16 protein-coding genes are annotated in these 25375 nt (G+C 60.8%); 10 read left to right on the top strand and 6 right to left on the bottom strand.

Going from position 1 to position 25375, the window contains the following annotated elements; translation table 11 throughout:
• Positions 1–162 precede the first annotated feature (162 nt).
• From ABEB25_RS16850 to ABEB25_RS16870, 5 genes are all read left to right on the top strand, one after another.
• Positions 163–1290 (top strand): Gfo/Idh/MocA family protein, encoded by a 1128-nt coding sequence (locus ABEB25_RS16850; RefSeq protein ID WP_345737597.1) that lies wholly within the window; start codon positions 163–165, stop codon positions 1288–1290.
• 219 nt (positions 1291–1509) lie between these two features.
• Positions 1510–3690, top strand: coding sequence for a DUF1553 domain-containing protein (locus ABEB25_RS16855; RefSeq protein ID WP_345737598.1), 2181 nt, complete (start codon positions 1510–1512; stop codon positions 3688–3690).
• A gap of 149 nt (positions 3691–3839) precedes the next feature.
• Positions 3840–8774 carry a DUF1800 family protein gene (locus ABEB25_RS16860; RefSeq protein ID WP_345737599.1) on the top strand — a complete coding sequence of 1645 codons (4935 nt, stop codon included), beginning with the start codon at positions 3840–3842 and terminating at the stop codon, positions 8772–8774.
• A 35-nt stretch (positions 8775–8809) separates the two neighbouring features.
• Positions 8810–10450 (top strand): DUF1501 domain-containing protein, encoded by a 1641-nt coding sequence (locus ABEB25_RS16865; RefSeq protein ID WP_345737600.1) that lies wholly within the window; start codon positions 8810–8812, stop codon positions 10448–10450.
• Positions 10451–10590: 140 nt separating this feature from the next.
• Positions 10591–11244, top strand: a complete 654-nt coding sequence (locus tag ABEB25_RS16870) for a hypothetical protein (protein WP_345737601.1) — start codon at positions 10591–10593, stop codon at positions 11242–11244.
• A gap of 178 nt (positions 11245–11422) precedes the next feature.
• Here ABEB25_RS16870 and leuS read toward each other — a convergent pair whose 3' ends face one another.
• On the bottom strand, positions 11423–14023 hold the full coding sequence (gene leuS / locus ABEB25_RS16875) for a leucine--tRNA ligase (protein WP_345737602.1): 2601 nt from the start codon (positions 14021–14023) through the stop codon (positions 11423–11425).
• A gap of 232 nt (positions 14024–14255) precedes the next feature.
• Positions 14256–15656: an MBL fold metallo-hydrolase RNA specificity domain-containing protein gene (locus ABEB25_RS16880; RefSeq protein ID WP_345737604.1), complete on the bottom strand. Its 1401-nt coding sequence runs from the start codon at positions 15654–15656 to the stop codon at positions 14256–14258.
• A gap of 124 nt (positions 15657–15780) precedes the next feature.
• Between ABEB25_RS16880 and ABEB25_RS16885 the strand changes: the two genes are divergently transcribed.
• Complete coding sequence (locus tag ABEB25_RS16885; protein WP_345737605.1) at positions 15781–18675, top strand: PVC-type heme-binding CxxCH protein; 2895 nt, start codon at positions 15781–15783, stop codon at positions 18673–18675.
• An 88-nt stretch (positions 18676–18763) separates the two neighbouring features.
• Here ABEB25_RS16885 and ABEB25_RS16890 read toward each other — a convergent pair whose 3' ends face one another.
• Complete coding sequence (locus tag ABEB25_RS16890; RefSeq protein ID WP_345737606.1) at positions 18764–19930, bottom strand: prepilin peptidase; 1167 nt, start codon at positions 19928–19930, stop codon at positions 18764–18766.
• Positions 19931–20023: 93 nt separating this feature from the next.
• On the opposite strand from ABEB25_RS16890, the gene ABEB25_RS16895 reads away from it, so the two are divergent.
• Positions 20024–20665: a M15 family metallopeptidase gene (locus tag ABEB25_RS16895; RefSeq protein ID WP_345737607.1), complete on the top strand. Its 642-nt coding sequence runs from the start codon at positions 20024–20026 to the stop codon at positions 20663–20665.
• Positions 20666–20757: 92 nt separating this feature from the next.
• Here ABEB25_RS16895 and ABEB25_RS16900 read toward each other — a convergent pair whose 3' ends face one another.
• Both ABEB25_RS16900 and ABEB25_RS16905 read right to left on the bottom strand, forming a co-directional pair.
• Positions 20758–21033 (bottom strand): DUF167 domain-containing protein, encoded by a 276-nt coding sequence (locus ABEB25_RS16900; protein ID WP_345737608.1) that lies wholly within the window; start codon positions 21031–21033, stop codon positions 20758–20760.
• Positions 21034–21127: 94 nt separating this feature from the next.
• Complete coding sequence (locus ABEB25_RS16905; protein WP_345737609.1) at positions 21128–21733, bottom strand: N-acetylmuramoyl-L-alanine amidase family protein; 606 nt, start codon at positions 21731–21733, stop codon at positions 21128–21130.
• A 138-nt stretch (positions 21734–21871) separates the two neighbouring features.
• Between ABEB25_RS16905 and ABEB25_RS16910 the strand changes: the two genes are divergently transcribed.
• From ABEB25_RS16910 to ABEB25_RS16920, 3 genes are read left to right on the top strand one after another with little or no spacing between them, the layout of a single operon-like run.
• The gene (locus ABEB25_RS16910) at positions 21872–22714 is read left to right on the top strand and encodes a transglutaminase-like domain-containing protein (protein WP_345737610.1); all 843 of its coding nucleotides are present in this window, start codon (positions 21872–21874) and stop codon (positions 22712–22714) included.
• Positions 22715–22719: 5 nt separating this feature from the next.
• Positions 22720–23490, top strand: coding sequence for an AraC family transcriptional regulator (locus tag ABEB25_RS16915; protein WP_345737611.1), 771 nt, complete (start codon positions 22720–22722; stop codon positions 23488–23490).
• On the top strand, positions 23487–24371 hold the full coding sequence (locus ABEB25_RS16920) for an RluA family pseudouridine synthase (protein WP_345737612.1): 885 nt from the start codon (positions 23487–23489) through the stop codon (positions 24369–24371). The genes ABEB25_RS16915 and ABEB25_RS16920 overlap by 4 nt, the downstream gene beginning before the upstream one ends.
• Positions 24372–24460: 89 nt before the next feature.
• Here ABEB25_RS16920 and ABEB25_RS16925 read toward each other — a convergent pair whose 3' ends face one another.
• Entirely contained in the window at positions 24461–25357 is an 897-nt protein-coding gene (locus tag ABEB25_RS16925; RefSeq protein WP_345737613.1) for an alpha/beta fold hydrolase, read from the bottom strand.
• Positions 25358–25375 lie beyond the last annotated feature (18 nt).

Consider the following 25375-nt stretch of genomic DNA (forward strand, 5'->3'; position numbering starts at 1 on the left):
CAGGAGGGTCAAAGGTCAAGGTGCTTCATCATGCAGGCCAAATTGACCACACTTCCCGTTAGACTCATCTTGCGCGACCGAAGCCTCTTTCGTGGTCACGTCCGATTGACCCTAAAAATTGTCCTTTCTCCTGGCCGTGAACTCCCGTTATAACCAACCATCATGCCAACCAAGAAGAAGCTCAACATCGCCGTCGTCGGCCTCGGATTCGGGGCTGAATTCATCCCCATCTGGCAACGCCACCCCAACACGGTCTGCTACGCCATCTGCCAGCGTGACCCGAAGAAACTGCAATCCATCGGTGATGCCTTCGGCGTGGACGTTCGTTACACCGACTTCCGCGAGATGCTGAAGGATCCGGCGATTGATGCCGTCCACATCAACTCGCCTATCCCAGATCACGGCTGGATGTCCATCGAAGCCCTGCAGGCTGGCAAGCACGTCGCCTGTACCGTCCCCATGGCCACCAGCATTGAGGATTGCAAAAAGATCTGCGACCTCGTCAAAAAGACCGGCCTCAGCTACATGATGATGGAGACCGTCGTGTATGCCCGCGAGTTTCTTTACATGAAGGAGCAGTATGAAAAGGGCCGCCTGGGCAAGCTGCAGTTCCTCCAGTCTAGCCACCAGCAGGACATGGACGGCTGGCCAAACTACTGGCCGGGCCTGCCCCCCATGTGGTATGCCACCCACTGCGTGGGCCCCGTGGCTGCGCTGGCCGGAACACCAGCGGAGTACGTGAGCTGCTTTGGCTCCGGCAACATCCGTCCTGAACTGATCAAGGAATACGGCTCTCCGTTTGCCGTCGAGACCGCCCATGTGAAATTCAAGGACAGTGACCTCAGCGCCCGCGTCATCCGCAGTCTCTTTGACACCGCCCGGCAGTATCGTGAGAGCATTGATGTCTATGGTGACAAGGCCTCCATCGAATGGCCGCTGGTCGAACATGAGCCGCTGGTGATGCACACCGCCAAACTGCCCGAGCACAAAATTCCCAAGCTGGTGAAAGCGCCTGACTATGCCAAGCGCCTGCCCAAGGCCATCCGTGACTTCACCACCAAAGGCGTTTACGACCTCGGCAAAAAAACCCACCTCAGCTTTGTTCAGGGCAGCGGGCACGGCGGCAGCCACCCACATCTGGCCCACGAATTCGCCACCGCCCTCACGGAAGGGCGCGATCCATTCCCCAATGCCAAACAATCCGCCAACTGGACCTGTGTGGGCCTTTGCGCCCATGAATCCGCCCTTGCTGGCGGAAAGATTGTGAAGCTGCCTGCCTTCACTCAATAGAGGCCATGCGATGAGGTTTTGAGTGCATGGTTCAGGGTTTGGTGCCCTGGACCTAGCACGCGACATACATCCTGTTATTCCTACTTTGTCGCTCATACCTGATACGCGGGTCACCAAAACCCATCTTTTTGCCACGTGGCCTGTCCCCAGTCCCCGTGCAGCCGTCAGAGTCCGCTCCCGCATCCCGTAAGAACGGGACGATGTGAGCGTATTTTGCTCATGTTCCGCCCCTGTTTGCTGACCTTTGCTGCACTCACCCTGGCCTCCTTGGCGAGTGCGGGCGAGCGCCCGGTCAGTTTCATCCACGATGTCATGCCCCACCTGCAAAAGGCGGGCTGTGCTGCGGGCAACTGCCATGCCAAACCGGAAGGGCAGAACAACTTCAAGCTTTCCGTCTTCGGTTATGACCCCGCCAATGACTACCACGAGATCATGCGGGATGATCGTGGTCGGCGCGTCTTCCTCGCAGCGCCGGAAGAAAGCCTGCTGCTAAAAAAAGCCACCGGCAGCGTGCCGCATGAGGGCGGCGCACGAATCACGAAAGGCAGCCTGCCTTATCAGCTCATCGTCTCCTGGCTGCAGCAGGGGGCACCAGCCAAGCTGGCCGATGAAGCCACCCTCCTCAGCGTGGCTGTAAGCCCACGTGAGGCCCTGTATAAAAAGGGACAGAAACAGCCGCTCAAAGTCACCGCCAGCTACAGCGGCGGCAAGACGCAGGACGTCACCGCGCTGACCGAGTTCCTCTCTCAGGACAAGGAAATCGCCCAGGTGGATGAGCACGGCCAGGTCGAAGTCGGGAGCACCAGCGGTGAAGGTGTCGTCCTCGTCCGCTACATGGGTCATGTGGATGTGGCCCGCATCACTGTTCCGGCGGACAAGCTTCTGCCTAACGCCAAGTATGCCAATCTTCCCGCGAACAATGAGGTGGACCGCCTGGTGTATGCGCGGCATCAGAAGCTGGGGCTGCTGCCTTCGGAAACTTGCACGGACGAGGAATTCCTCCGCCGAGCCTCACTGGATGCAATCGGCCTGCTGCCCACCCCGGAACGTGCCAAGGCCTTCCTGGCCGATGCCCGTCCGGACAAGCGCGAACGCTACATCCAAGAGCTGCTGGAGCACCCGAACTACGCCGACCATTGGGCCGTGAAGTGGGGCGACCTCATCCGCCCGAACCCTTCCCGCGTCGGCGTGAAGCCGGTGTATCTGCTGGATCAGTGGCTGCGTGAAGCCTTCCGCCAGAACCTGCCCTATGACGAGATGGTGAAGCAACTGCTCACGGCTGAAGGCAGCACGCACGAGCATGGCCCGGTGGCGATCTTCCGCGACAAGCGCGAGCCCGTGGACGCCTCCTCCTTCGTGTCGCAGATCTTTCTCGGTGTGCGGCTGGACTGTGCCAAATGCCACCATCATCCCAGCGAAAAATGGACGCAGGAGGACTACTACCAACTCGCCGCTTTCTTTGGCCAGATGGGCCGCAAAGGCCAGGGCATCTCCGCCCCCATCTCCGGCGAGCCTGAGTACTGGTGGTACAGCGGCAAGGGCGAGGTGCAGCACCCCATCACCGAGGCGGGGATGCTACCCAAACCACCCGACGGCCCTGAGATGCCCTACGTGGCCGGGCAGGATCCGCGTGCCCGCCTCACCGATTGGATGGCCAGCAGTGACAATCCTTTCTTTGCCAAGGCCATCGTCAACCGCCTGTGGTCTGAATTCCTCGGTCGTGGGATTGTGGATCCTGTGGATGATTTCCGGGTCTCCAATCCCCCCACGAACCCTGCCTTGCTGGACTGGCTGGCGCAGGATTTCATCGCCCACGGTTACGACCTGAAACACCTCATTCGCACCATCCTGAGTTCGCGCACGTATCAGCTCAGCTCCCAGCCGAACGAGTACAACCTCACGGACACGAAGAACTTCTCCCGCTCCATCAAACGCCGCCTGAGTGCCGAGGTGCTGCTGGATGCGCTGGGAGACCTCACGGGCGTGCGCGAAAGCTTCAGCGGTCTGCCTCCAGGTTCACGCGCAGTGCAGACGTGGAATCACAAGCTGGACAGCACCTTTCTGGATGCCTTTGGCCGCCCGAATGCCAGCATGGAGTGCCCCTGTGAGCGCGAGCGCAAATCCAGCGTGATCCAGGCGCTGCACCTGATGAATTCGAATGATCTGCAGACGAAACTAAGTTCCAAGGAAGGCAAGATCAGCACCCTGGTGAAGAGTGCACTGCCGGAACCGCAGCTCGTGAAGGAGATTTATCTCGCCGCCTACAACCGCCTGCCGCAGGCGGAGGAACTGCAGACGGCGCTGAAGTTTTATACGGCACCTGGCAGCACCCGCCAGACAGCGACTGAAGACCTGGCCTGGGCGCTCATCAACTCCGCTGAATTTGTCTTCAACCATTGAGGAAGCCATTCGTGCACCCTGACAGTTCCGGCCTTGTATTTCCTTTGGCAATCAACGCCGAAGGCCAAGCTTAAGACTGCCCATCCCCCGAAAAGGGGACAGCAGCCCCCTTCCCCAGCTCTGCCGCGCCCGCTGAAATGCGTCGCGTTATGGCTATCCAACCACCTCGATATCAACCTGGGCTGCGTGCCCTAACTTCCTGGGTGCGAAACATCGCTCTCACCGCCACCCTCGCTGCCGGAGCCGCTTTTGCAGCCCCGGCCAATTTCGAAACCGGCGTCCTCACCACACCCGTTCAGAATACAGGAGACCAGTGGAACACGGTCACCTTCGCCCGCACCTTTGCCACTCCGCCCGTGGTGGTCATGGGCCCGGCCACGCAGGCGAACAGCGAGCAGTGCGTCCTCCGGGTACGCAACGTCACCACCACCGGTTTCCAGTACCAGATTGACGAGTGGGACTTCAAAAACGGCTATCACCCGGCTGAGACCGTTCACTTCCTCGCCCTCACGGAAGGCACTCATGTCTTCGGCACCCAGCGCTGGCAGGTTGGCCGCATCAGTGCCGTCAACCGCACCAATGTCGCCTCGACCTTGACTGGCTTCACCGCCGCCCCGGTCGTCCTGGGCCAAGTGGAAACCACCGTCAACTCCGCCGGCGTCACCGGCTTGGGCGTGAAGGCGCTGAAGACCCGCATCAGCGGCGTGACCAGCACCGGTTTCCAGGTGAAGCTGGAGACGCAGGAGCTGGATACGGGCACCCTTTCCAATGAAGGCATCGGTTACATGGCTATCTCCACCGGCACCGGTTACCTAGATGGCAAGGTCCTCAGTGCCGTCCGCACCACTGGCGGTGTCACCAGCACCCTCGCCACCGTCACCTTCCCCGCCGCCCGCACGGCCCCTGTCCTCATTGCACAAACGCAGTCTGCGAATGAAGCGGATGCTGGCGAGCTGAAAATGGCCTCCCTCACCACCACCAGCGTCCAGCTTCGCATCCAGGAGGAAACCTCCGCAGACGCTGAAACGGCGCACATTGCCGAAGACCTCGGCTACGTCGTCCTCGGCGACATGGCGGGCGAACTCGCCGCCAAGGTGGAAGTCGGCGACGTCATCGTCACCCAGGCCAGCGCCACCACCTGGACACCCGTCACCTTCGCCACGAGCTATACGAATCCCGTCGTCGTCACCGGCCCGCTTTCCTACCGCAGCAGTACCTCGATGACCATCCGTGTGCGCAATGTCACCACCACTGGCTTCGAGTTCCAGGTGGACCGCTGGGATCACCACAGCACGCAGAGCCACAACATCGCTGAGAAGCTGAGCTATCTGGTCATGGAATCCGGCACCTATGCCATCGGTGGCACTCTCTGGCAGGCCGGGGCCAAGACGGGTGTCACGCAGACGGGAACATCGCAGGCCCTTGCTTCCGGCTTCCCAGCAGCGCCCGTTCTCTTCTGCCAAGTCACCACCGTAGCGGATGCGCAGGCCGTCCAGTCCCGCGTCAGCGCCGTCACCGCCAGCAGCTTTGCTGTCGAGTTGGATGAATCCGAAATCGATACCACGCCTCATGCAGCAGAGACCGTGCATTGGGTGGCCATGACGCAGGGCAGCAGCAATTTTTTCACCACCCGCATGCGCTTCCAGGCCGGCACGGGGACGAACATTGACAGCTCCTTCCGCACCCGCACCTTCTCCCGGCCACATGCCGATCCCTACCTCTTCGCCTCCATGCAGACGAAGAACGATACTGATCCCGCCACCCTCCGCTGGCGCTATCTTTTTGCGGATCGTGTGGACCTCGTGGCCCAGGAAGACGCCCATCCCGCCCAGTATGGCGAAGGCACCGTGAACAACACCCACAGCGCCGAAACCGTGGCCTTCCTCACCGTGCAAGGCGCTGAAGATCTGGACGAAGATGGCGCACCTGACGCCTGGGAAACCACCGTCGGGCTCGACCCCAACAACGGCGCCGATGGCGGCCTGGACCCAGACAGCGACCTCCTCACCAGCCAGCAGGAATATCATAACCGGTTAGACTTGGTCACCTCCAGCAACCACACCACCTTCACTGGCGGCGTCATCACGGTGAGCACCGTCACCACCAGCGGTTATGAGATCAACGACATCACCGCCAATCCCACCAGCCGCACGAACGCCCGGCTGCGAATCAACCGCAACGGTGGTTTTGCCCCCATGACGGTAAACTTCACCCTGGCTGGCACCGCCACCACCGATGCCAACCGCGCTCCTGCTAGCAGTGCAGACTACACTGCATGGACGGCCTCCACCGGTGGCACCCAGGTTACCAGCAGCATCCCTCTCGCAGCCGATGCCCAAAGCGTGGATATCTATATCCGCCCTGTGGATGACGGTCTCAATGAATACCCGGAGGGCCTGCGTATGACGGCTGTGGCCAATGCCTCACTCTACACCATTGCCTCTCCCACAAATTCCGTCGTTCTGATCAACGATTTGATGGACATCCCGGCGAATGAAAAACTCTTCCTGGGCACCTTCCTCGCGCAGGGCACCGCAGTCACCAGCGCCTCCGGTTTCGCCACGGTGATCCTGAACGGACCTAACAACAAGGCTCGCATCTCCACGGTCTTCAACGGCCTCACCACGCCGCAGGCCGACATTGATGGCAGCCACGTTCACTACAACGGCGGCACCATTGTTTATGGCGACCCAGACGGCCTGCCCAACGGCCCGCTTTCGGACTATCCCTGGACCATCGTTGATTCCGCCGGTTACAAAGCCCAGCAGCTCATTGATGCGCTCTTCCGCAAAACGCCGACCGAGCTCCTCTACGTCAACGTCCACACCACCCGTTACTCCAGTGGTGAAATCAAGGCCGAGCTCACCCGCGTCAATGGCGTCGGTCCCTTCGTCACTCCACCTGCGGCCCCCGGCCTGGAAAACTTCACCACCGATGAACAGGTGCGCCGCGACATCATCCGCTTCCTCACCCAGGCCACCTTTGGTGCCAGCCAGGCCGATGCGGATGCCCTCTATGCCACCATCTCCGGTGACAAGAAACTGGCCACCAACCGCATCGCCGCCTACACCGCCTGGATCAACGACCAGTGGAGCCGCAGCCAGACCACGCTGTATGATTACCACCTCGCTGCAGACAACCAGGAGTTCGCTCTACGCGGTCTCCAGGCAGATCTGCCAGCGGTCGTGGACAATCCAGCCACCACCACAGTGAACGAGACCTATCCCGCCGCACCGCCGCCTAACAACTCGCTCGACTGGACCCGCTGGGGTTCCGTCCCCAGCCCTGCCGGAGCCTGGACCTACCGCCCCATCCCTCCAGGCCTCAACAAGGAGTCCTACGACACAGATCACATCAACCGCCGCCGCGCCTGGTGGACCCTGGCCAACCGCGCCCATGACCAGCTCCGCCAGCGCACCGCCTACGCCCTGGAGCAGATCTTCGTCGTGTCTGACCGCGAAGGCACCGTGCAGTCCCGCACCTATGGTCACAGCCGCTACTATGACATGCTGGGCGACTTCGCTGATGGCCAGCGCCATCTTCAGCCGCCTAACGGCACGTATAGCAGCGCCACAGGAAGCGCCATCACCTTCCGCCACCTACTGGAGGACATCAGCAAGAGCCCCATCATGGGCAAGTATCTGAGCCATCTGAAAAACCAGAAGGCCCAGTTTGATGTCAATGGCGTGCAGACCCTCTCTCCTGATGAAAACTATGCCCGTGAAATCATGCAGCTCTTCTCCATCGGCCTGCTGGAACTGCACCCCGACGGCACCATCAAGCTTGGCGGTAATGGCCAGCCTATCGCCACCTATGATAACGATGACATTAAAGAGCTCTCCAAGATCTTTACTGGCTGGAGCTTTGCCTATGTCCAAAATAGCGCTGCCAACGGCTATGTGCCCACCCTTGTTCAGAACACTTTTCTGAATGCCAGCGAAGGTGCGGAGTACTTCCATCCTGGGTATGAAAACCCGATGAAGAACTTCCCCGCTTATCATGACGAAGGGGCCAAGACCATCCTCGGGGTCGCGCATGATGCCTACACCGGCACCAGCACCGACACCACCGCCCGAACCAACTATGCCGAGGCGGATCTCGACAAGGCTCTCGACACCCTCTACAACCACGCCAACACCGCGCCCTTCATCTGCAAGCGCCTCATCCAGCGTCTGGTCACCAGCAACCCCAGCCGTGGCTATGTTTACCGTGTTTCGCAGGTGTTCCTGAACAACGGCAGCGGTGTCAAAGGTAGTCTGAAGGATGTCGTCAAAGCCATCCTGCTGGACTACGAAGCCCGCAGCCTCACCAATGTGGATCCCCAGGTTGTCAATAGCACCACCTCGGTCAACGTTGGCTTTGGCAAGGTGAAGGAGCCCCTCATCCGCTACACCCAGATCCTGCGCGCCTTCAATTCGAAGTCCCAGATCAACATGGGAGATCTCAGCAGCTACGGTTACCCTGCGGGCCAGCTCGCCAATCTGGGCACCGGGGCCACCAGCTACCGGTATAGCGACACCCTGACCGACCTCGGCCAGATCCCGAATAACATGCCCAGCGTGTTCAACTGGTACCTGCCCGACTACACCCCCGGTGGCCGCGTGGCTGCTGCTGGTCTCGTTGCGCCGGAACTCCAGATCATGACGGAAAACCTCGTCGTCCGCACCGTGAACTATCACCGCACGATTGACAATGGTTCCATCATTGATCCTGCCGCCACCACCGCCAGCGGCCAGTCCACTGGCACTCTGCTGGGTGATACCACAGGCAACCTGGACAATGTCTTCATTAACCTCGGCAGCCTCACCACGGATTATCGCCTGGTGCGTGAAACCGCTGGCCAGACGGAAATCAGTGCCACGACCTACCTTGTGGACCGGCTGGATGACCTCCTCTGCGCAGGTTCCCTGAAGGCCAAGTATCCTTATGTCGTCGGTGGCAATGATCCGCGCAGCATCATCATTGATCAGGTGGCCGCCACCTATGTGGACGCACCGCCCGTGACCCAGGCCAATGCTGGCTCCCGCGTGCGCACCGCGCTCTACCTCATCACCAACTCGCCCGAATTCATCGTCCAGAAATAGTCCGCCCCAATCGAAACCCGAACCACTTGACCTTTATGAAAAATCGCAAGCATCAAGATCACTTCGATACCCGGCGGAACTTCCTCTGCCGCTCCGCCTGCGCCAGCCTTGGCGTCACCTCCGTGGTCAATACCCTGGCCCATCTCCGCCTCGTCCAGAGCGCGATGGCCCAGAGTGCCCCCACGGATTACAAGGCTATCGTCTGCCTCTTCCTTTACGGAGGCAACGACGCCAACAACATGCTGGTGCCCACTGCCGGAACCGCGCGAACCAACTATGATACAGCGCGGCCTATCACCCATCCGCTGCACATCAGCACCAGCGCTGCGCTGCCCCTCACGGCTCCCGCCGGGGGGTTCAATCAGGCCAGCGCCAGCGGCTTCGGCCTTCACCCGAACATGACCCACACCCAGGGCATGTTTAACAGTGGCGACCTCGCCTTTGTTGCCAATGTAGGAACCCTAGTCCAGCCCATCACCCGCGCTCAATACGTGGCCGTTCCGAGAACCACACCCGTGCCGCCACAGCTCTTTTCCCACAGCGATCAGCAGCTTCAGTGGCAGAGCAGCATCCCTGACAAACCCTTTCAAAACGGCTGGGGTGGCCGCACTGCCGAGCTGCTGAACGCCATCAGCAACCCGACGAGCAAGGTCTCGATGAACATCTCCATCGCCGGCCAAAACTCCTTCCAGGTGGGCAGCAGCGTGGTGCAATACGCCGTCAGCACGGGCGGTGTCGTCGGTCTTTCCGGCTATAACGCCACCACCAATCCCGTCTATAACACGGGCACTTATGGCAACTCCGCCAACTATGGCGTCAGCCCGGTGCAGTATGCCGCCAACAACTCAGGCAATACGCTCAAAGCGCTCGACACCATCACCAAGTTAACACGCTTGGAGTTAGGCGAAAACGAAAGCCATTATCAGCACCACCTCGAGGAAGGCTACAACGACGTCATGAAACGCGCCCGAGACAATGAAGCCGTCGTTGGCGCATCCCTTGGCTCCTCGACAGCCGCCATTGATGCTGCCTTCGCCGCCGCCTTTCCGGGTGTCACGACTTTGCCTGATGTGGCCAATCAGCTCAAAATGGTGGCCCGCCTCATGCAAGGCCGGGCCGCCCTGGAGAACAACCGGCAGATCTTCTTCGTCAGCATGGGCGGTTTTGACACTCACCAAAACCAGCTCACGGATCACGCCAACCTCATGGGCAATCTCGACAAAGCGCTCAAAGGCTTCAAGGATGCCATCGCCGCCATCACCGCCGCCGAAGGCAGTGGCAACCTCTGGAATGACACCCTCCTCTTCACCCATTCCGACTTTGCCCGCACGCTCCAGCCCAATGGGGGCATCGCCGCCTCCGGCACCGACCACGGCTGGGGCGGTCACCAGATCGTCATGGGCGGCCCCGTCATCGGCCAAAACGTTTACGGTAACTTCCCCGATCTCGCCCGGGCCACCGGACAGGATGTGGACAGCAACCGTGGCCGCTGGATCCCCACCCACGCAGTGGACCAATACGCCTCCGTCATTGCCAAATGGTTCATGAGCCAAGGCACCAGCTACGTCCCCGGCGTCACTGGAGCCAACATCAATGACATCTTCCCAAACCTGGGCCGATTCCAAAACTCCCTCACCATCCCGCCCGAGTTAAGCTTCGTTGACTTCACCGTGTAACCCCAGACGCCCACATCCTGGCCCAGCCCTTGTCAAAGGGGGCTGGGCCTTCTTGGTATGGAACAATCTATCCCGATACCTGCAAAGTGCGGTGACTGGACAAGTCACAGCTTAGCCTTTCTCGCTCGCTTTAACGCTCCATGAAACCTCTCCCACATCTCGGTTTCGCCCTCGTCCTGGTGACGCTCCTCGCTCTCGCCTGGTGGATGGCCGGGGAACCCGAAGCCAATTCCCGTGACTTCCTGGCCGAGCGCGCCGCCACCCAGGGGCCTATCGAGCCCGCCTTTTGCGGCCCGCTGCGCCCCCCTATGCCGCCGCCCCCGATTGACAGTCCCGACGGCATCCATCTCTACGCCACCACGCCCAAGGGCACTATCCATCCCCTTCCCGTCATCGAAATCGTCGATGCGCTGCCAGCCCCTGAAGGCACACCTAACCCGAAGTATGGCAACGCCAGCTACCCCAAAAACGAAACCCTCTTTGACGACGTTCAGACAGTCACCACCCTCCTTGAAGAATTCCGCCGCTCCTTTGGAGCCATGCCCACCGGAGAACTGAATGACGAAATCGTCCGCCGCCTTCAGGGGGAGAATCCCAAAGGCATCGCCGTCCTGCCCAAAACCCACCCCTCCATCAGCCCGGATGGAGAGCTACTCGACCGCTACGGCACGCCCTACCGTTTCCATCCTGAGAGCGCCTGGCAGATGACGATCCGCTCCGCCGGTCCGGACAAACAGATGTGGACTTCGGACGATCAGCTCAGCGAAAACGTTCCCCTCACCACTCAGCTTTAAGCGGGGACGAGCCGCCAGAACGGTTTTCCGCGAGACGCAGAAAACGGCAGGCGGGACGCCCGCGCTCCATGAAGAGCTGCCGCCCCACACGAAGCTTCCAAGATGCGCAACGTCCCACCTTTCATAAACAAAAAAGCCGTGCTCCCTGGTGGAAGCACGGCTTTAAAAATCATCGGGCTTAGACCACGATGTTCACCAACTTGCCAGGCACCACGATCAGCTTGCGCACCGGTTTGCCTTCCATGAACTCCTGCACACGCGGACTGGCGAGGGCGATCTTTTCGATCTCTTCCTTGGTGGCCTGAATGGCCACGCGGGCTTTGTCACGCAGCTTCCCATTCACCTGGAAGACGATTTCGACTTCGTCCTCCACCAGGGCCGCAGGATCATAGACCGGCCAAGTTTCATCGCTCAGCAGGCTCTTCACGGCAACCTCAGGGAAGGCCCCCGCGATGCGTGAATTCAGCTCCTCCGCCAGATGCGGGGCAAAAGGGCCCAGCACCTTCAGGAAGGTCACAATTTCACGCACAGGCTTCGCTGGGGCTGCGGTGAAGGCATTGGTGCACACCATCATCTGTGCGATGGCCGTGTTGAAGCTCAGCTTCTCGATGTCCTCGCCGCATTTCTTGATGGTCTCGTGCAGCACCTTCGTCACGGCTTTGTCCGCAGGCACATCTTGTAGCGCGCTGGAGATGCTCCACACGCCTTCCGCATTCTGTTCCATCACCAGACGCCACACGCGGGCCAGGAAGCGATACACGCCCTCCACGCCCTTCATGCTCCACGGCTTCACCTGCTCGAGTGGGCCCATGAACATCTCATAAAGGCGCAGTGCATCCGCGCCATACTCGCGCACCACATCATCCGGGTTCACCACGTTGCCGCGGCTCTTGGACATCTTCTGCCCGTCCTCACCCATGATCAGTCCCTGGTTCACCAGACGCTGGAAGGGCTCCGGCGTGCTCACAAAACCCAGGTCAAACAGCACCTTGTGCCAAAAGCGCGCATACAGCAGGTGCAGCACGGCGTGCTCAGTGCCGCCGACGTACAGATCTACACCGCCCGGCTTGCCACCGCCCATCCAGTATTTCTCGGCCTCTTCGCTGACGAATCGTTGGTTATTCTGCGCATCGCAATAGCGCAGGTAGTACCAGCACGATCCCGCCCACTGCGGCATCGTGTTCAGCTCACGAGTCGCCGTTTCGGAATACTTCACCCAGTCCGTTGCCTTCGACAGCGGCGGTTCAGGCGTGCCCGTAGGCTTGAAGTCTTCCAGCGTCGGCGGCAGCAGCGGCAGCTCTGTCTCCGGGATGGAACGATGCTCACCATTTTCCCACACGATGGGAAAGGGCTCGCCCCAATACCGCTGACGGCTGAACAGCCAGTCGCGCAGCTTGTAGTTCACCATGCCTTTGCCCAGGCCTTTTTCTTCCAGCCAAGTGGCCATTTTCTTCTTCGCATCTGTGGTGGACAGGCCATCCAGAAAGCCAGAATTCACGGCGAATCCTTCATTTGCAAAACAAGCGGCAGGCTCCATTTCGCATACGGAGCTGCCTTCACCACTCAGCTTGGGTGCAGCGGCTACCACCTCACGGATCGGCAGATGGAATTTCGTCGCGAACTCCCAGTCCCGCTCATCATGCGCAGGCACGGCCATGATGGCACCGGTACCATAGCCCATCATCACATAGTCGGCGATCCAGACCGGGATCTTCTCGCCATTGACCGGATTGATAGCAAAGCCACCCGTGAAGACGCCCGTCTTGTCCTTAGCAAGCTCGGTGCGCTCCAGGTCAGACTTCGAGCCCACACTCTTCTGATAGGCGGCCACGGCGTCCTTCTGTTCTGGTGTCGAAATCACCTCAACCAACGGATGCTCCGGTGCGATGACCATGTAGGTCGCGCCAAACAACGTGTCTGGGCGCGTGGTAAAAACCGTCACCGTCTGCTCGCTGCCCACCAGGGCAAACTTCACCTCAGCACCTTCGCTGCGGCCGATCCAGTTGCGCTGCAGCAGGCGGATGCTTTCTGGCCAGTCCAGGCCGTCCAGTTCATCGATCAGGCGCTGGGCGAAGGCGGTGATGCGCAGCATCCACTGGCGCATGGGGCGACGCTCCACCGGGAAGCCGCCCACCTCGCTCTTGCCATCCACCACTTCTTCATTCGCCAGCACCGTGCCCAGACCTGGGCACCAGTTCACCGGGGCCTCACTCACGTAGGCCAGACGGCGGGCATCCAGCTCGGCCTTGCTCAGGCCCTGAGCCTCCAGTTCGCTGATCGGCGCGGCCTTGCCTTCGGCATTCACATAGCTGTTGTACAGCTTCACAAAAATCCACTGGGTCCACTTGAAGTAACCCGGATCGGTGGTGTTCACCTCACGGCTCCAGTCATAGGCAAAACCCAGGCGCTTCAACTGACCGCGGAAGCCTTCGATGTTCGCCTCCGTCGTCACGCGTGGGTGTTGGCCGGTCTTGATGGCATACTGCTCCGCTGGCAGGCCAAAGGCATCCCAGCCCATGGGGTGCAGCACGTTGTGCCCCGTCATCTTCTTGTAGCGGCCGATGATGTCCGTGGCCGTGTAGCCTTCTGGGTGCCCCACATGCAGGCCAGCGCCGCTGGGGTATGGGAACATGTCGAGCACGTAATACTTCGGCTTGGTAGCATCAAAGTCCGCATCCCCAGGGTTCGGGGTACGGAAAGCCTGCCTGGCATCCCACTCGGACTGCCACTTCGGCTCAAACTCAGAAAAAGGAAACGCTTTACGCTGCTCGCTGCTCATACGGGGCGCGCAAGAAGGCGCGCCCCGGCCATTTCGCAACCAAGGAGTTTAGCCCACGGGCACCAGAAAGCTGGATCAACGGGTGCAGTCTCTCCATCTAGCCAAAGAGATTCAAACCTCAAAAAACCCATCTAAGAAATATGATCCGGAGAAAGTGTGCCCTACCCTGACAAGTTTCAATCCGGTGGTCTTACCAGAGTTCGCCCGTCCAGAACGGCTTCACACTTCGTCCTTACAGCTCCACCGTCTGCATGAGGTTCGCCACCTCCACCGTCCCATCCGGATGGCGGGCCGCTAGGGCCTCGCGCAGCACTTCGGACCGCTCCCGCTCTCCGTGCACCAGAAAGACCCGGCGCTTGGGCCCGCTGATGCGGTCAAAGTAGGCCAGCAGTTCCTCATGATCCGCATGGCCCGAGAAGGAATCCAAGGTTTCGATCTCCGCCCGCACCGTGAATTCATCGCCCAGGATATTCACCTTTTTGTGCCCACTGCGCAGCTTCCACCCCAGGGTGTTTTCCGCGCAGTAGCCTACGAACAAAAGGATGTTTTGCGCTCCGCCCACATTGTTGCGCAGGTGGTGCAAGATGCGCCCGCTTTCCGCCATACCCGAGGCCGAGATGATCACTGCGGGTCCCTTCAGCAGGTTCAGCGACTTCGATTCATCCACACTCCGCACCAGCCGCAGCCCCTCAAAGCCAAAAGGATCATCCCGCATGAACACCGCATTCCTCACCTCAGGCTTCAGGTCCTCAATGTGCAGGCGAAAGATCTCCGTGGCCCGCACCGCTAGCGGACTGTCCACATACACCGGCACTGGGGGAAAGCAGTTCTCCGCACGCAGTTTGTCCAGCGTGTATAGCAGTTGCTGCGTGCGCTCCACCGCAAAGGCCGGGATGATCATCCGCGCGCCCCGCTCATGGATCTCGCGGATCAGGTGGCAGATGTGCTCAGACGTCTGTGCGGCCAGTTCATGGTGCCTCCCACCATACGTGCTCTCCATGATCACATAGTCCACATCCGCGCAGGGCGTGGCCCCGTTTAAGAGATCATTGCCCGGGCGCCCCACATCCCCGCTGAACAGCAGACGGCACTTCCTTTTCGTCAAATGGTCCTCTAGGTCCAGCACCACCTGCGCACTGCCCAGGATGTGCCCAGCATCAATGAAGGTCATCGTCACCCCATCGGCAATGTGCATGGGCCGCCCATAACCAACGGTTACAAACTGGTGCAGCACCTCCTCGGCATCCAGCTTCGTGTAGTTCGGCACCAGAAGCGGCAGATCATCGCGCTTGCGATGCTTGTTAAGCCACGCGATGTCGCTCTCATGAATGTGCGCCGCATCCGGCAGCATGATGCTGCAGAGATCTCGCGTGGCCGGTGTGGAATAGATGTTTCCGGTGAAGCCCTTCCGGTACAGATGAGGCAGATTCCCCGCGTGATCAATGTGTGCATGCGAAAGCACCACACAGTCCACCTTGGCCGGATCAAAAGGAAAGTCCGCGTTCCGTTCCATCGCCTCCTTCCGCCGTCCCTGATACAGGCCGCAATCCAGCAGGATGCGTGCGCCATTGATTTCGATCAGATGCTTGGACCCCGTTGTCGTTCCAGCCGCGCCACAGAAAGTGATTTTCATAGTTGGTTTTGACTATCCCAGCGGAGACTTTGATCAGTAGCAAGAAGGAAAGCTGCCTTCATGCTGCGTATCCTCTTGTCAGCATTGTCACACGCTTCCATCTTTTTATGCCTCTCAGCCCCCCATGCGTTTCATCCCCCTGCTCCTCGCCCTTCCTTGTGCCCTCCTGGCCGACTTCCCCAAAGTCTATAACAGCGACCCCGGTGACGCCCAGCCCCCCACCCCGCAGCAGGCCCTGGCAAAACTGAAACTGCCCGAAGGCTTCCAAGCCACTCTCTTTGCCGCTGAGCCTGATGTGCAAAACCCGGTCGCCATGGCCTGGGATGCCAAAGGCCGCATGTGGGTGGCCGAAAACTACACGTATGCAGAGCGCAGCAAACGCTTCGACCTCGCCCTGCGTGACCGCGTCATCATCCTGGAAGACAAGGACAATGACGGTGTGGCCGAGACCCGCAAGGTCTTCGCCGACGATGTCCAGATGCTGACCAGTGTGGAGGTAGGCCACGGCGGTGTCTGGCTCATGTGCCCGCCCCAGGTCCTCTTCATTCCCGATGCCAATGGCGATGACATCCCCGATGGCCCGCCGCAGGTCATGATCGATGGTTTCACCGTGGCGAAGGACAACTACCACAACTTCGCCAATGGCCTGCGCTGGGGGCCTGATGGCTGGCTCTATGGCCGCTGCGGCCACTCCTGCCCCGCCAGCCTGGGCGTGCCCGGCACCCCCGAGGCTGAGCGCATTCCCATGAAGGGCGGCATCTGGCGCTTCCATCCGCAGCGGAAAACCGTCGAAGTTCTCACCCACGGCACCACCAATCCTTGGGGCCACGACTGGGACAAAAATGGCGAGCTGTTTTTCATCAACACCGTCACCGGCCACCTCTGGCACCTCATGCCCGGCGCCCACCTGCACGACACCTCCCCTTCTCTCAACCCCGGTGTCTATCATCGGCTGGACACCATCGCCGACCACTATCACTTCGACACCTCCGGCTCCTGGCAGGACAGCCGCGACGGCAAGGCCAACGACCTCGGCGGCGGCCATGCCCACATCGGCATGATGATCTATCAGGCCGACCAATGGCCTAACCAGTACCGCGACAAACTTTTCACCCTCAACATGCATGGCCGCCGTGCCAATGTGGAGCGGCTTGAGCGCCATGGCTCGGGATACGTCGGCAAACACGAACCCGATGTCTTCCTCACCGAGGACGAATGGTTCCGCGGCATCGAGATCAGCACCGGCCCCGATGGCAGCGGCTACCTCCTCGACTGGAGCGACACGGGCGAATGCCATGACTCCACCGGCGTGCATCGCACCAGCGGGCGCATTTTCAAAATCAGTTATGGGAAACCAGCCGCTCCCCAGCCCGCCCTTTATCCCCGCTGCCTCATCGGTGAAGGAAAATTGCCAACCCTCTGGAAACAATACCAGGCAGGCAAGACCACCCCCGCCCTCCTGCAAACCCTTCTGAAGAACGAAAACGAATACGTTCGCGCCTGGGCCATCCGTCTCCTGACCGACCACTGGCCGCTGGACACGCTCAAAAGCCAGCGCCCCGCCGGAGCTGACGCCGCAAGCGCCTTTGACGAATCCATTTACACATCGTTGGTTAGCATCGCCGCAAGCGATCCGTCCAGCGCCATCCGCCTCACCCTCGCCAGCACCCTTCAGCGACTGCCGCTGAAACACCGCGCCGCGCTGGCCCGAGCCCTGGTGAAGCATGAGGGAGACGCCGAAGACAAGTTCCTCCCCTCCCTTGTCTGGTATGGCCTCATCCCCCTGGGTGACAGCGATCCCCAGGCTCTCGTCACCGTGGCCAAAGACAGCCAGTGGCCCGAGACCACCCGCTGGATCACCCGCAACCTCGCAGGCCGTCTGGAAAAGAACCCGGCTCCCCTCAATGCCCTGCTGACTGATGCCGCCACCCGCAGCCCAGCCCACCGCAGCGCCATCCTCCAAGGTCTGGGCGAAGCCTTCCAAGGCTGGCGCAAAGCTCCCAAACCCGAAGCCTGGGATGCTTTTGTCGCTTCATTCCCCAAAGATGAAGCCATTTATTCCACCTCCTTTGCACCCGCCATCCGCGAGCTCTCTACCCTCTTTGGCGATGGCCGTGCGCTGGACGAAGTCAAGGCCCTCGCCCTCAATGACAAGGCCCCGCTGGAAAACCGCATCGCCGCCCTCAAGACCCTGATTGATGCCCGCCCGGAGGACCTCCGCAGAGTCTGTGAAAAACTCCTCCAGACCCGTGGCCTCAATGGCCTCGCCGCCCAAGGCCTCACCCAATTTGACGACCCGGCCATCGGTCAAAAACTGGCCACCAGCTACCGCCAATTCAGCCCCGAGGATCGCCCCACCATCATCGCCGCCCTCGTCTCCCGCCCCACTTTTGCCAAGGCTCTGCTGAACCAGATCGCTGCTGGCAAAATCCCCCGCACGGATCTCTCCGCCTTCCACGCCCGCCAGATCCGCGGCCTCAATAACGAAAGCCTAACCAAGAGTCTCACTGAAGTCTGGGGCGAGCTCCGCGACTCGGCAGGCGACAAGGCCAAACTCATCGAAGAGCTCAAGGCCAAGCTCACGCCCGATGTCCTCGCCAAGGCCGATCTCAGCAAAGGCCGCACCATGTATCAAATCTGTGCTGCCTGCCACGTCATGTATGGAGAAGGCGGCAAAGTGGGACCCGACCTCACCGGCTCTGGCCGGTCCAACCTGGACTACCTCCTCGAAAACATCGTGGACCCCAGCGGCGTCGTCAGTGCTGACTACCGCATGAGCATGCTCACCCTCAAAGACGGCCGCGTCCTCAGCGGTGTGATCGCCCGCCAAAACGACCGCACCCTCACCCTCCGTCTCATGACGGAAGAGACCACCGTGGAGAAAAGCGAGATCACCAAGCAGGACACCTCCCCCGTCTCCATGATGCCCGAGGGCCTGCTCATGGCGTTTCAACCGGACCAGGTCCGCGACCTCATCGCCTACCTCATGCACCCTTCGCAGGTGCCGCTTCCGAAGTAGAAAGGCCGTCAAGCTTGGTCAAGCCACTGTCCTTCGCAATCCGCGCTGGACAGTGTGCTTCCCTCTTTCTTCAAGGCCGGAGCTTTACTCAATAATCAGCTCCGCGTCCGGTCACCTGCATCAGATACCAGGCCACCACCTGTGGCCCATAAAACACCCAGAGAACCGCGCCCGCCGCCAGATAGGGGCCAAAGGGCAGATACTTGCCCCACTGCGCACGGCCTGTCAGCCGTGTCAGGCCCGAAATCAGCGTGCCCAGCACACTCGCGGCAAAGATGGTGAACAGCACCGCCTGCCACCCGAGAAAGGCGCCGATCATCATCATGAAATGCACATCCCCCAGGCCCATCGCCTCGCGCGGGATTTGTACACTGGAGGCTGTCCCCACCAGGCGGGTCACATTTTCCAGGTCATAGGTTTCCACCTTCCCGTCCTTCCCCAGCACCTTCATTGTCTCGACATACAGCTCCACCGTCACTTCCTGGAAGTTCTGATCATTCACCTGCAATTTTGGGCACACCACCACCAGGCGGTCCGTTGGCCGCTGCATGCCAAAAAGGTCCGCCCACTCGATCTTGTCTTCCCCCATCGTCACGATCGGCGGCTCCGTCTCCACAGGCTGCGTGACGGACCAGTCCTCCGGTTTTTCAAACGCCACCTTCTTTCGCCCAAAGGCCAGCTTGCCCAATTCCACCACCAGGCGCAGCCCGCCAAATCCCACCGCCGCACTGGCCAGGGACATCAGCCCCCCCATCCACCACACCTCTTGCGCTTGCAGGCCCGGCACCCACACCGAGGCCAGCACCCCTGCGATGGTCCCGTAAAAGGTGATCTCCGCAGGCAGCAGATAATGCTCAATGTCAATGAACGTCCCGGCGATCAGCAGGCTCATCAGCACCCATAGGCACAGCACCTGAGGCCCCCAAAAGGGGATCGTCGCCCAGTCTCCTTTAAAGGTCCAAAACACCGCATAGAACATCAGCGCCGTGAACAGCTCCACCCCCAGGTAGCGCGGTGAAATCCCCGTACCGCAGTTCCCGCAGCGCCCGCGCAGCAGCACCCAGCTCACCAGCGGGATGTTGTGATACCAGGGGATCTGGTACTGGCAGCTCGGGCAAAAAGACCGCCGTGGATTGTTCACCGAAATGTTCCGGGGCAGTCGGTAGATCACCACATTCAAAAACGAGCCGATGCCCGCCCCGATGAAGAAGAACAAAAAGTGCAGCAGGGCATTGAGGATCTGGTAACGCATCATCGGGCAAAAAGTAGGAAAGTCAGCCGAGGCGAAACTTGCCTTGCCATCCGCTCCAGAGGAAGCAAAAAAACCACAATGTCAATCACTTGCCGGATGCCCCCCGCCCGTCTGTTTTTCCTGGCCCTCGGCCTCCTCCTCACAGCCTGCACTTCCAGCCCGCCTCCGCGCAAGGGCCTGGTGGTTCTCCGCCGCACCATCCCCAGCCTCGTCATTGATCTCCGCTACGCCACCTCGGACAATATTACACGCCGTCCGCTTTACCCGGCAGACATGCCCTGCCTCCTCCGCGCCTCCACCGCACAAAAGCTCAAAAAAGCTCAGTCCCGCCTCCGCGCCCAGGGCTATGGCCTGAAAATCTGGGACGCCTGGCGCCCCACCGAGGTCCACCAGCGCCTCTACAGCCGGGGTGCCCGCACCGGACTCTTCCTCGACCCCGCCCGCGGCTGGTCCCGCCACTGCGGCGGCATTTCGGTCGATGCCACCCTGGTGGATCGGGAAGGGCGCGAACTGCCCATGCCCACCCGCTTCGATGAAGACCTTCCCCACACCGCCAGTCATCATCTCCCGGCAGATCCCACCCTCCGCCGCCACGTCACCCTCCTTCATGACGCAATGACCGCCGCCGGTTTCAAGGCCCTGCCGGGCGAATGGTGGCACTTTGACGACCTCGACTTTCTCTACCGCCCCATGCCCGTCATCAAAGCCGCCGATCTCTCCATTACTCTGCCGGAGTGAGGAGGAGGGTCAAGAACGTCAACAGTCAAGACCCTGCAAATGGCCAGCGAGCCCCGAATCATCTACACTTTCTGTTAGGCGAAAACGCCCCGTCATTTGGCCGGCAACCGTTCATAGGCCCTCAGCGGCAGTGCCACCGTCTTTTGTCGGCTGCCCTCTCCGCGCACGAGCGTCACCTCGCTCTTTGCACAGCCCAGAGTCTTTGCTAAAAAGGCCACCAGTTCCGCATTCGCCTTCCCATCCACAGGCGGTGCGCCCAGTTTCATCAGCAGCACGGATCTCCCCTTTTCATCCATGCCCCAGCCTGCAAGCTCAGACTTGCGTGCATTGGGCGTCACCCGCACCACCAGTTGAGTCATCTCTTCCATAGGGGCCTACTCATCCATCATTTATGAACTCGTGCAAGAAGGGTGGCGCAGCGTCAAAGGTCAAGCTGCCGTCAAAGCGGCTTCACTCGCCGCCCTATCCCCGAGTCGCCATGATCCCGGCTGCGATGCCCTCGGCGATCGCCTGCCGGTGCGCCACACTGCCGCAGCGCTTCGCCTCCGTGCGGTTGCTCAGGTACCCGCACTCGATCACCGTCGCGGGCATCTTTGTGCTTCGCAGCACCTTAAAATTTCGGTTAAACACGCCCCGGTTTGTCCCCGTCACCCGGCGGTCCATGCTGCGCAAAACACTTCGCGCCAGCGTCTTCCCCGCCGCACTCCGGTAGTACCCTTCCATTCCATGGATGCTCGTCTTCCGGTTCGCATTGAAATGGATACTCACAAAGACCGACCTCGAATACCGGTTAGCCACCTGTGCCCGTGCATCCAGCGCCACAAAGGCATCCGTCCGCCGCGTCATCACCACCCGCACTCCACGTGCTTTCAGGATCCGCTCCACCCGCTGGGCCACATCCAGGCACAGCCGCTTCTCCACCAGCCCATGCCATGCCGCCCCGCCATCATGGCCCCCATGCCCCGCATCCAGGATCACTGTGCTAAAGGAAAGCGCCTGCGCCTGGGCCACAAAACCCAGCCAAAACACCCACACGACCCAACGGCGAAAAAGGGGGGGAAAAGCCATTTAATCAACATTACTTAAATTTCTCGCACAAAGAAACCCAAAAATGGATCACTTCTCTTCCGGCTGATTCTTTCCATTTCTGCTTTTCACTCCTCTTCGCCCTTTCCCCCCATCCCCCACTCTGCTAAAACAATCCCCATGCCCGGACTCACCAAACTCGATCACCTCATCTCCCTTCTGGACGATGACTCTCAGGTCGTCCAGGAAGCCGTCCAAAAAGAGCTCTGGAGCATCCGCCAGGACCTGCCGGAGCGGCTCGCCCTCATGGACCGCCCGCTCACCGAGAGCGAAGAAAGCCACATGAGCCGCCTCCTGGAGCCCGCCCGCCGGGTGGAGCTGGAAGAAACCTGGATGCGCTGGCGCTGGCTCGACAATCCCACCACCCAGCTCGAAGAAGGCATCGCCCAGATCTCCGCCTACCTTCATAGCTGGCGCACCCAGCCTGGGGAGCTCGCCCGCCGCCTGGATGTCCTCGCCGAAGAAGCCTTCCATGAACAAGGCCGCATGGATGCCCGCGAACTCGCCGACTGGCTCTTCACCATGCGCAACGGCGCCACCCGCTTTCGCGGCAACAGCAAAGACTACTACACCCCCAGCAACAGCAACCTCCTCTGGGTGCTGGAAACCGGCCTGGGCAATCCCATCAGCCTCTGCTGTCTCTACCGTTTGTTAGGCCAGCGCTTCGGCATTGAGATCCACGGCTGCAACTTCCCCGGCCACTTCCTCGCCCAGGTCCAGCACGCCGGCCAGACCTGGCTGGTGGATTGCTTCAACCGCGGACGCTTCATGCTCTCCGGCGATGTCGCCCGCCACCATCCTGCGGCCAATCCCTCCATCGAAGAAGTCGTCCGCACCCCCGCCAGCACGGAGGCCATCCTCCTCCGCATCCTGCGGAATCTCGACGAAGCCTTCGACCGCCTCGACCACACCACCTATCGGCAGACCATGCGCGCCCTCGCCATCAAGCTGATGGAGGACTGAGTCCCATGCCGCCCAGCAGCCCCCAAAACCTCCGCGACCGCTTTCTCCGCGCCCTCGCCCCGGAGAGCCAGTTCTACCGCCTGCTTGATCACCTGCCTGGCATCTCCTTTTTTGCCAAAAACAGCCGTTACCAGATTGTCTGCGCCAACCAGCACTTCGTCGAATCCCTCGGCTTCCAGCATGAGACCGACCTCATCGGCAAAGAAGACTTTGACCTCTTCCCCATCCGCCTCGCTGAAAACTTCCGCCGTGACGACCAGCAGGTCCTCACCACCGGCGAGGCCCGGCTCAACCTCGTCGAACTCTTCTTCAACTCCCAGGGCATCCCCGATTGGTTCATCACCAACAAGCTCCCCGTCCGCGATCGCCAGGGCCGCGTCATCGGTATCATGGGCACCACCCAGAGCTACAGCCACGCCTCCCAGACCGTCCACCCCTATCACCAGATCGAGCGCGCCCTCACCTACATCCGCGAGCACTTCCGCGAGCGCATCACTGTTGAGGAGCTCGCCTCCATGGTCCACCTTTCCACCCGGCAGCTTCATCGCAAATTCGTTGAAACCTTCGGCGTCAGCCCCCAGACCTTCATTATGAAACTACGCATCCAGGCCGCCTGCGATGCCCTCCAGCACGAAGACGCCCAGATCATCGAGGTCGCCACCGCCCTCGGCTTTTGCGACCAAAGCAGCTTCACCCAGCACTTCCACCGCCACGTCGGCATCACACCGCTGAAATATCAGCGCCAATTCCGCCTCGTCAGAAAAACCGGAGAATGACATCCCACACCGCCCGCGAAAACGCCCCCCTCCTTCCCTTCCTCATCGCCCACTGGCCTGAGGTCAAACGCACCAAAATCAAGCAGTGGCTGCGGTTTGATTCCGTCCGTGTCAACGGCCGCCCCATCACGCAGCACGATCACCTCCTGCAGCCCGGCGACGTCGTCAGCATCCAGCCCCAAAAGGCCCCTCCCAAGACCACCCCGCTGCCTGCCGGACTGAGCATCGTCCACGAAGACGATGAAATCCTCGTCATCCGCAAGCCCACCGGCCTTCTCACCATCGCCACCGACACGGAGCGCGACAAAACCGCCTTCCGCATCCTCACCGACTACCTCCGCGAAAGCACCCATGGCCGCACCGACCGCCTGTGGATCGTCCATCGCCTAGACCGCGAAACCTCCGGCCTCCTCGTCCTCGCAAAGACCGAAGACGCCAAAACCTGGCTCCAGGAAAACTGGCACCGCATGGACAAACGCTACCTCGCCATCGTCGAAGGCATCGTCCCGAATGCTGAAGGCAAGATCACCACTTACATCGACGAGACCCAGCCTCACCGCGTCTTTTCTACCGCCCACGCCAGTCCCACCGCCCGCCAGGCCACCACCCACTACAGTCTCCTCGGCACCGCCTATGGCCGCAGCCTCCTGGAGGTGACCCTAGAAACTGGCCGCCGCCACCAGATCCGTGTCCAGCTCGCCTCCATCGGCCATCCCATCGTTGGCGACGAAAAATACGGGGCCAAGACCGACCCCGTCAAACGCATCGCTCTCCACGCCAGCCACCTCACCCTCCTCCATCCCACCGACGAGCGCGAACTCACCTTCCACTCCCCTCTCCCTCAGGAGCTCACCCGACTTGCTCCCGCAGCCTTGAGTTGAAAGCAGAAATGCGGAAAGTGGAAAGCAGAGACAGTGCAGGCATACCTAACAAAAAGCGCGGATAAAAATCGAGACTCTTCAAGCCACCCTCAGCGGCCCTTCCGGTCCAACCAGCGCACCAAGTCCGCTGTCACCTCAGCCTTCTGCACATCGTGCAGCAGCAGGTGATAGCTCCGCGTGTACCACAGCAGCCGTTTCTTCGGCGACCGCACCTGGCTGAACAACCCCTGCACCTGGTCCGGCGAAGACAGCACATCATTGGGCGAGGCCAAAAACAGCACCGGCATCCGCAGCCGCTTCGCCGCATCCGGATTCGCATCCAGCAGCCGCCCGATCTCCGTCAGCAGGCGCAGCGTGAAGCTGTTGATGTGATGCTCCGTCACGGCCATCTGCGCCCCATGCGTCGTCTCGCTTGTCACCTGGATCTTCTTCTCATCCACCCCCGCCAGATCGCCTAACGAATAGCGTGACCGGGGTGACAGCGTGGCAGCCGTTTCCAGCAAAAACCGCCGGAAGCCGGAAACCGTCACTCGCAGCCCCGCCACTGGCGAAGCCAGCACAATCCCCGCCGGATCCTGCCGGTCATTCAGTCGGCTGGCTGCTGTGTGCAGGCAGATCAGGCTGCCCAGGCTCTCCCCATACCAAAACACCGGCACCCCGGGATGCCGCTTTCGCACCAGCAGGTGAAAGGCCTCCAGATCCCGCATCCACTGCCGGGCCGAGCCGATGTCCCCACGCTCCTCCTTCACCGGGTCCTTTCCCTGCCCGCGCAGGTCATAGGCATACACCGCATAGCCCTGCGCTGGCAGCTTGTCACCGATGAACCAAAAGTCCGAGGCCGCCCCGCTGAGCCCATGCACCGCAATCACCACCCCGCGCGGTTTCAGGCCCGCAGCCGCCGGCCATTCCTGCCACGGCATCACCTTGCCGTCATAGCTCACCCAGCCGCCTGGTCGCAGTTCCGGCCGCGCCTGCCCAGTGGGCATGGACGAACAGGACGCTAA

Origin of the sequence: Prosthecobacter algae (assembly GCF_039542385.1) — a bacterium.
Lineage (GTDB): Bacteria > Verrucomicrobiota > Verrucomicrobiia > Verrucomicrobiales > Verrucomicrobiaceae > Prosthecobacter > Prosthecobacter algae.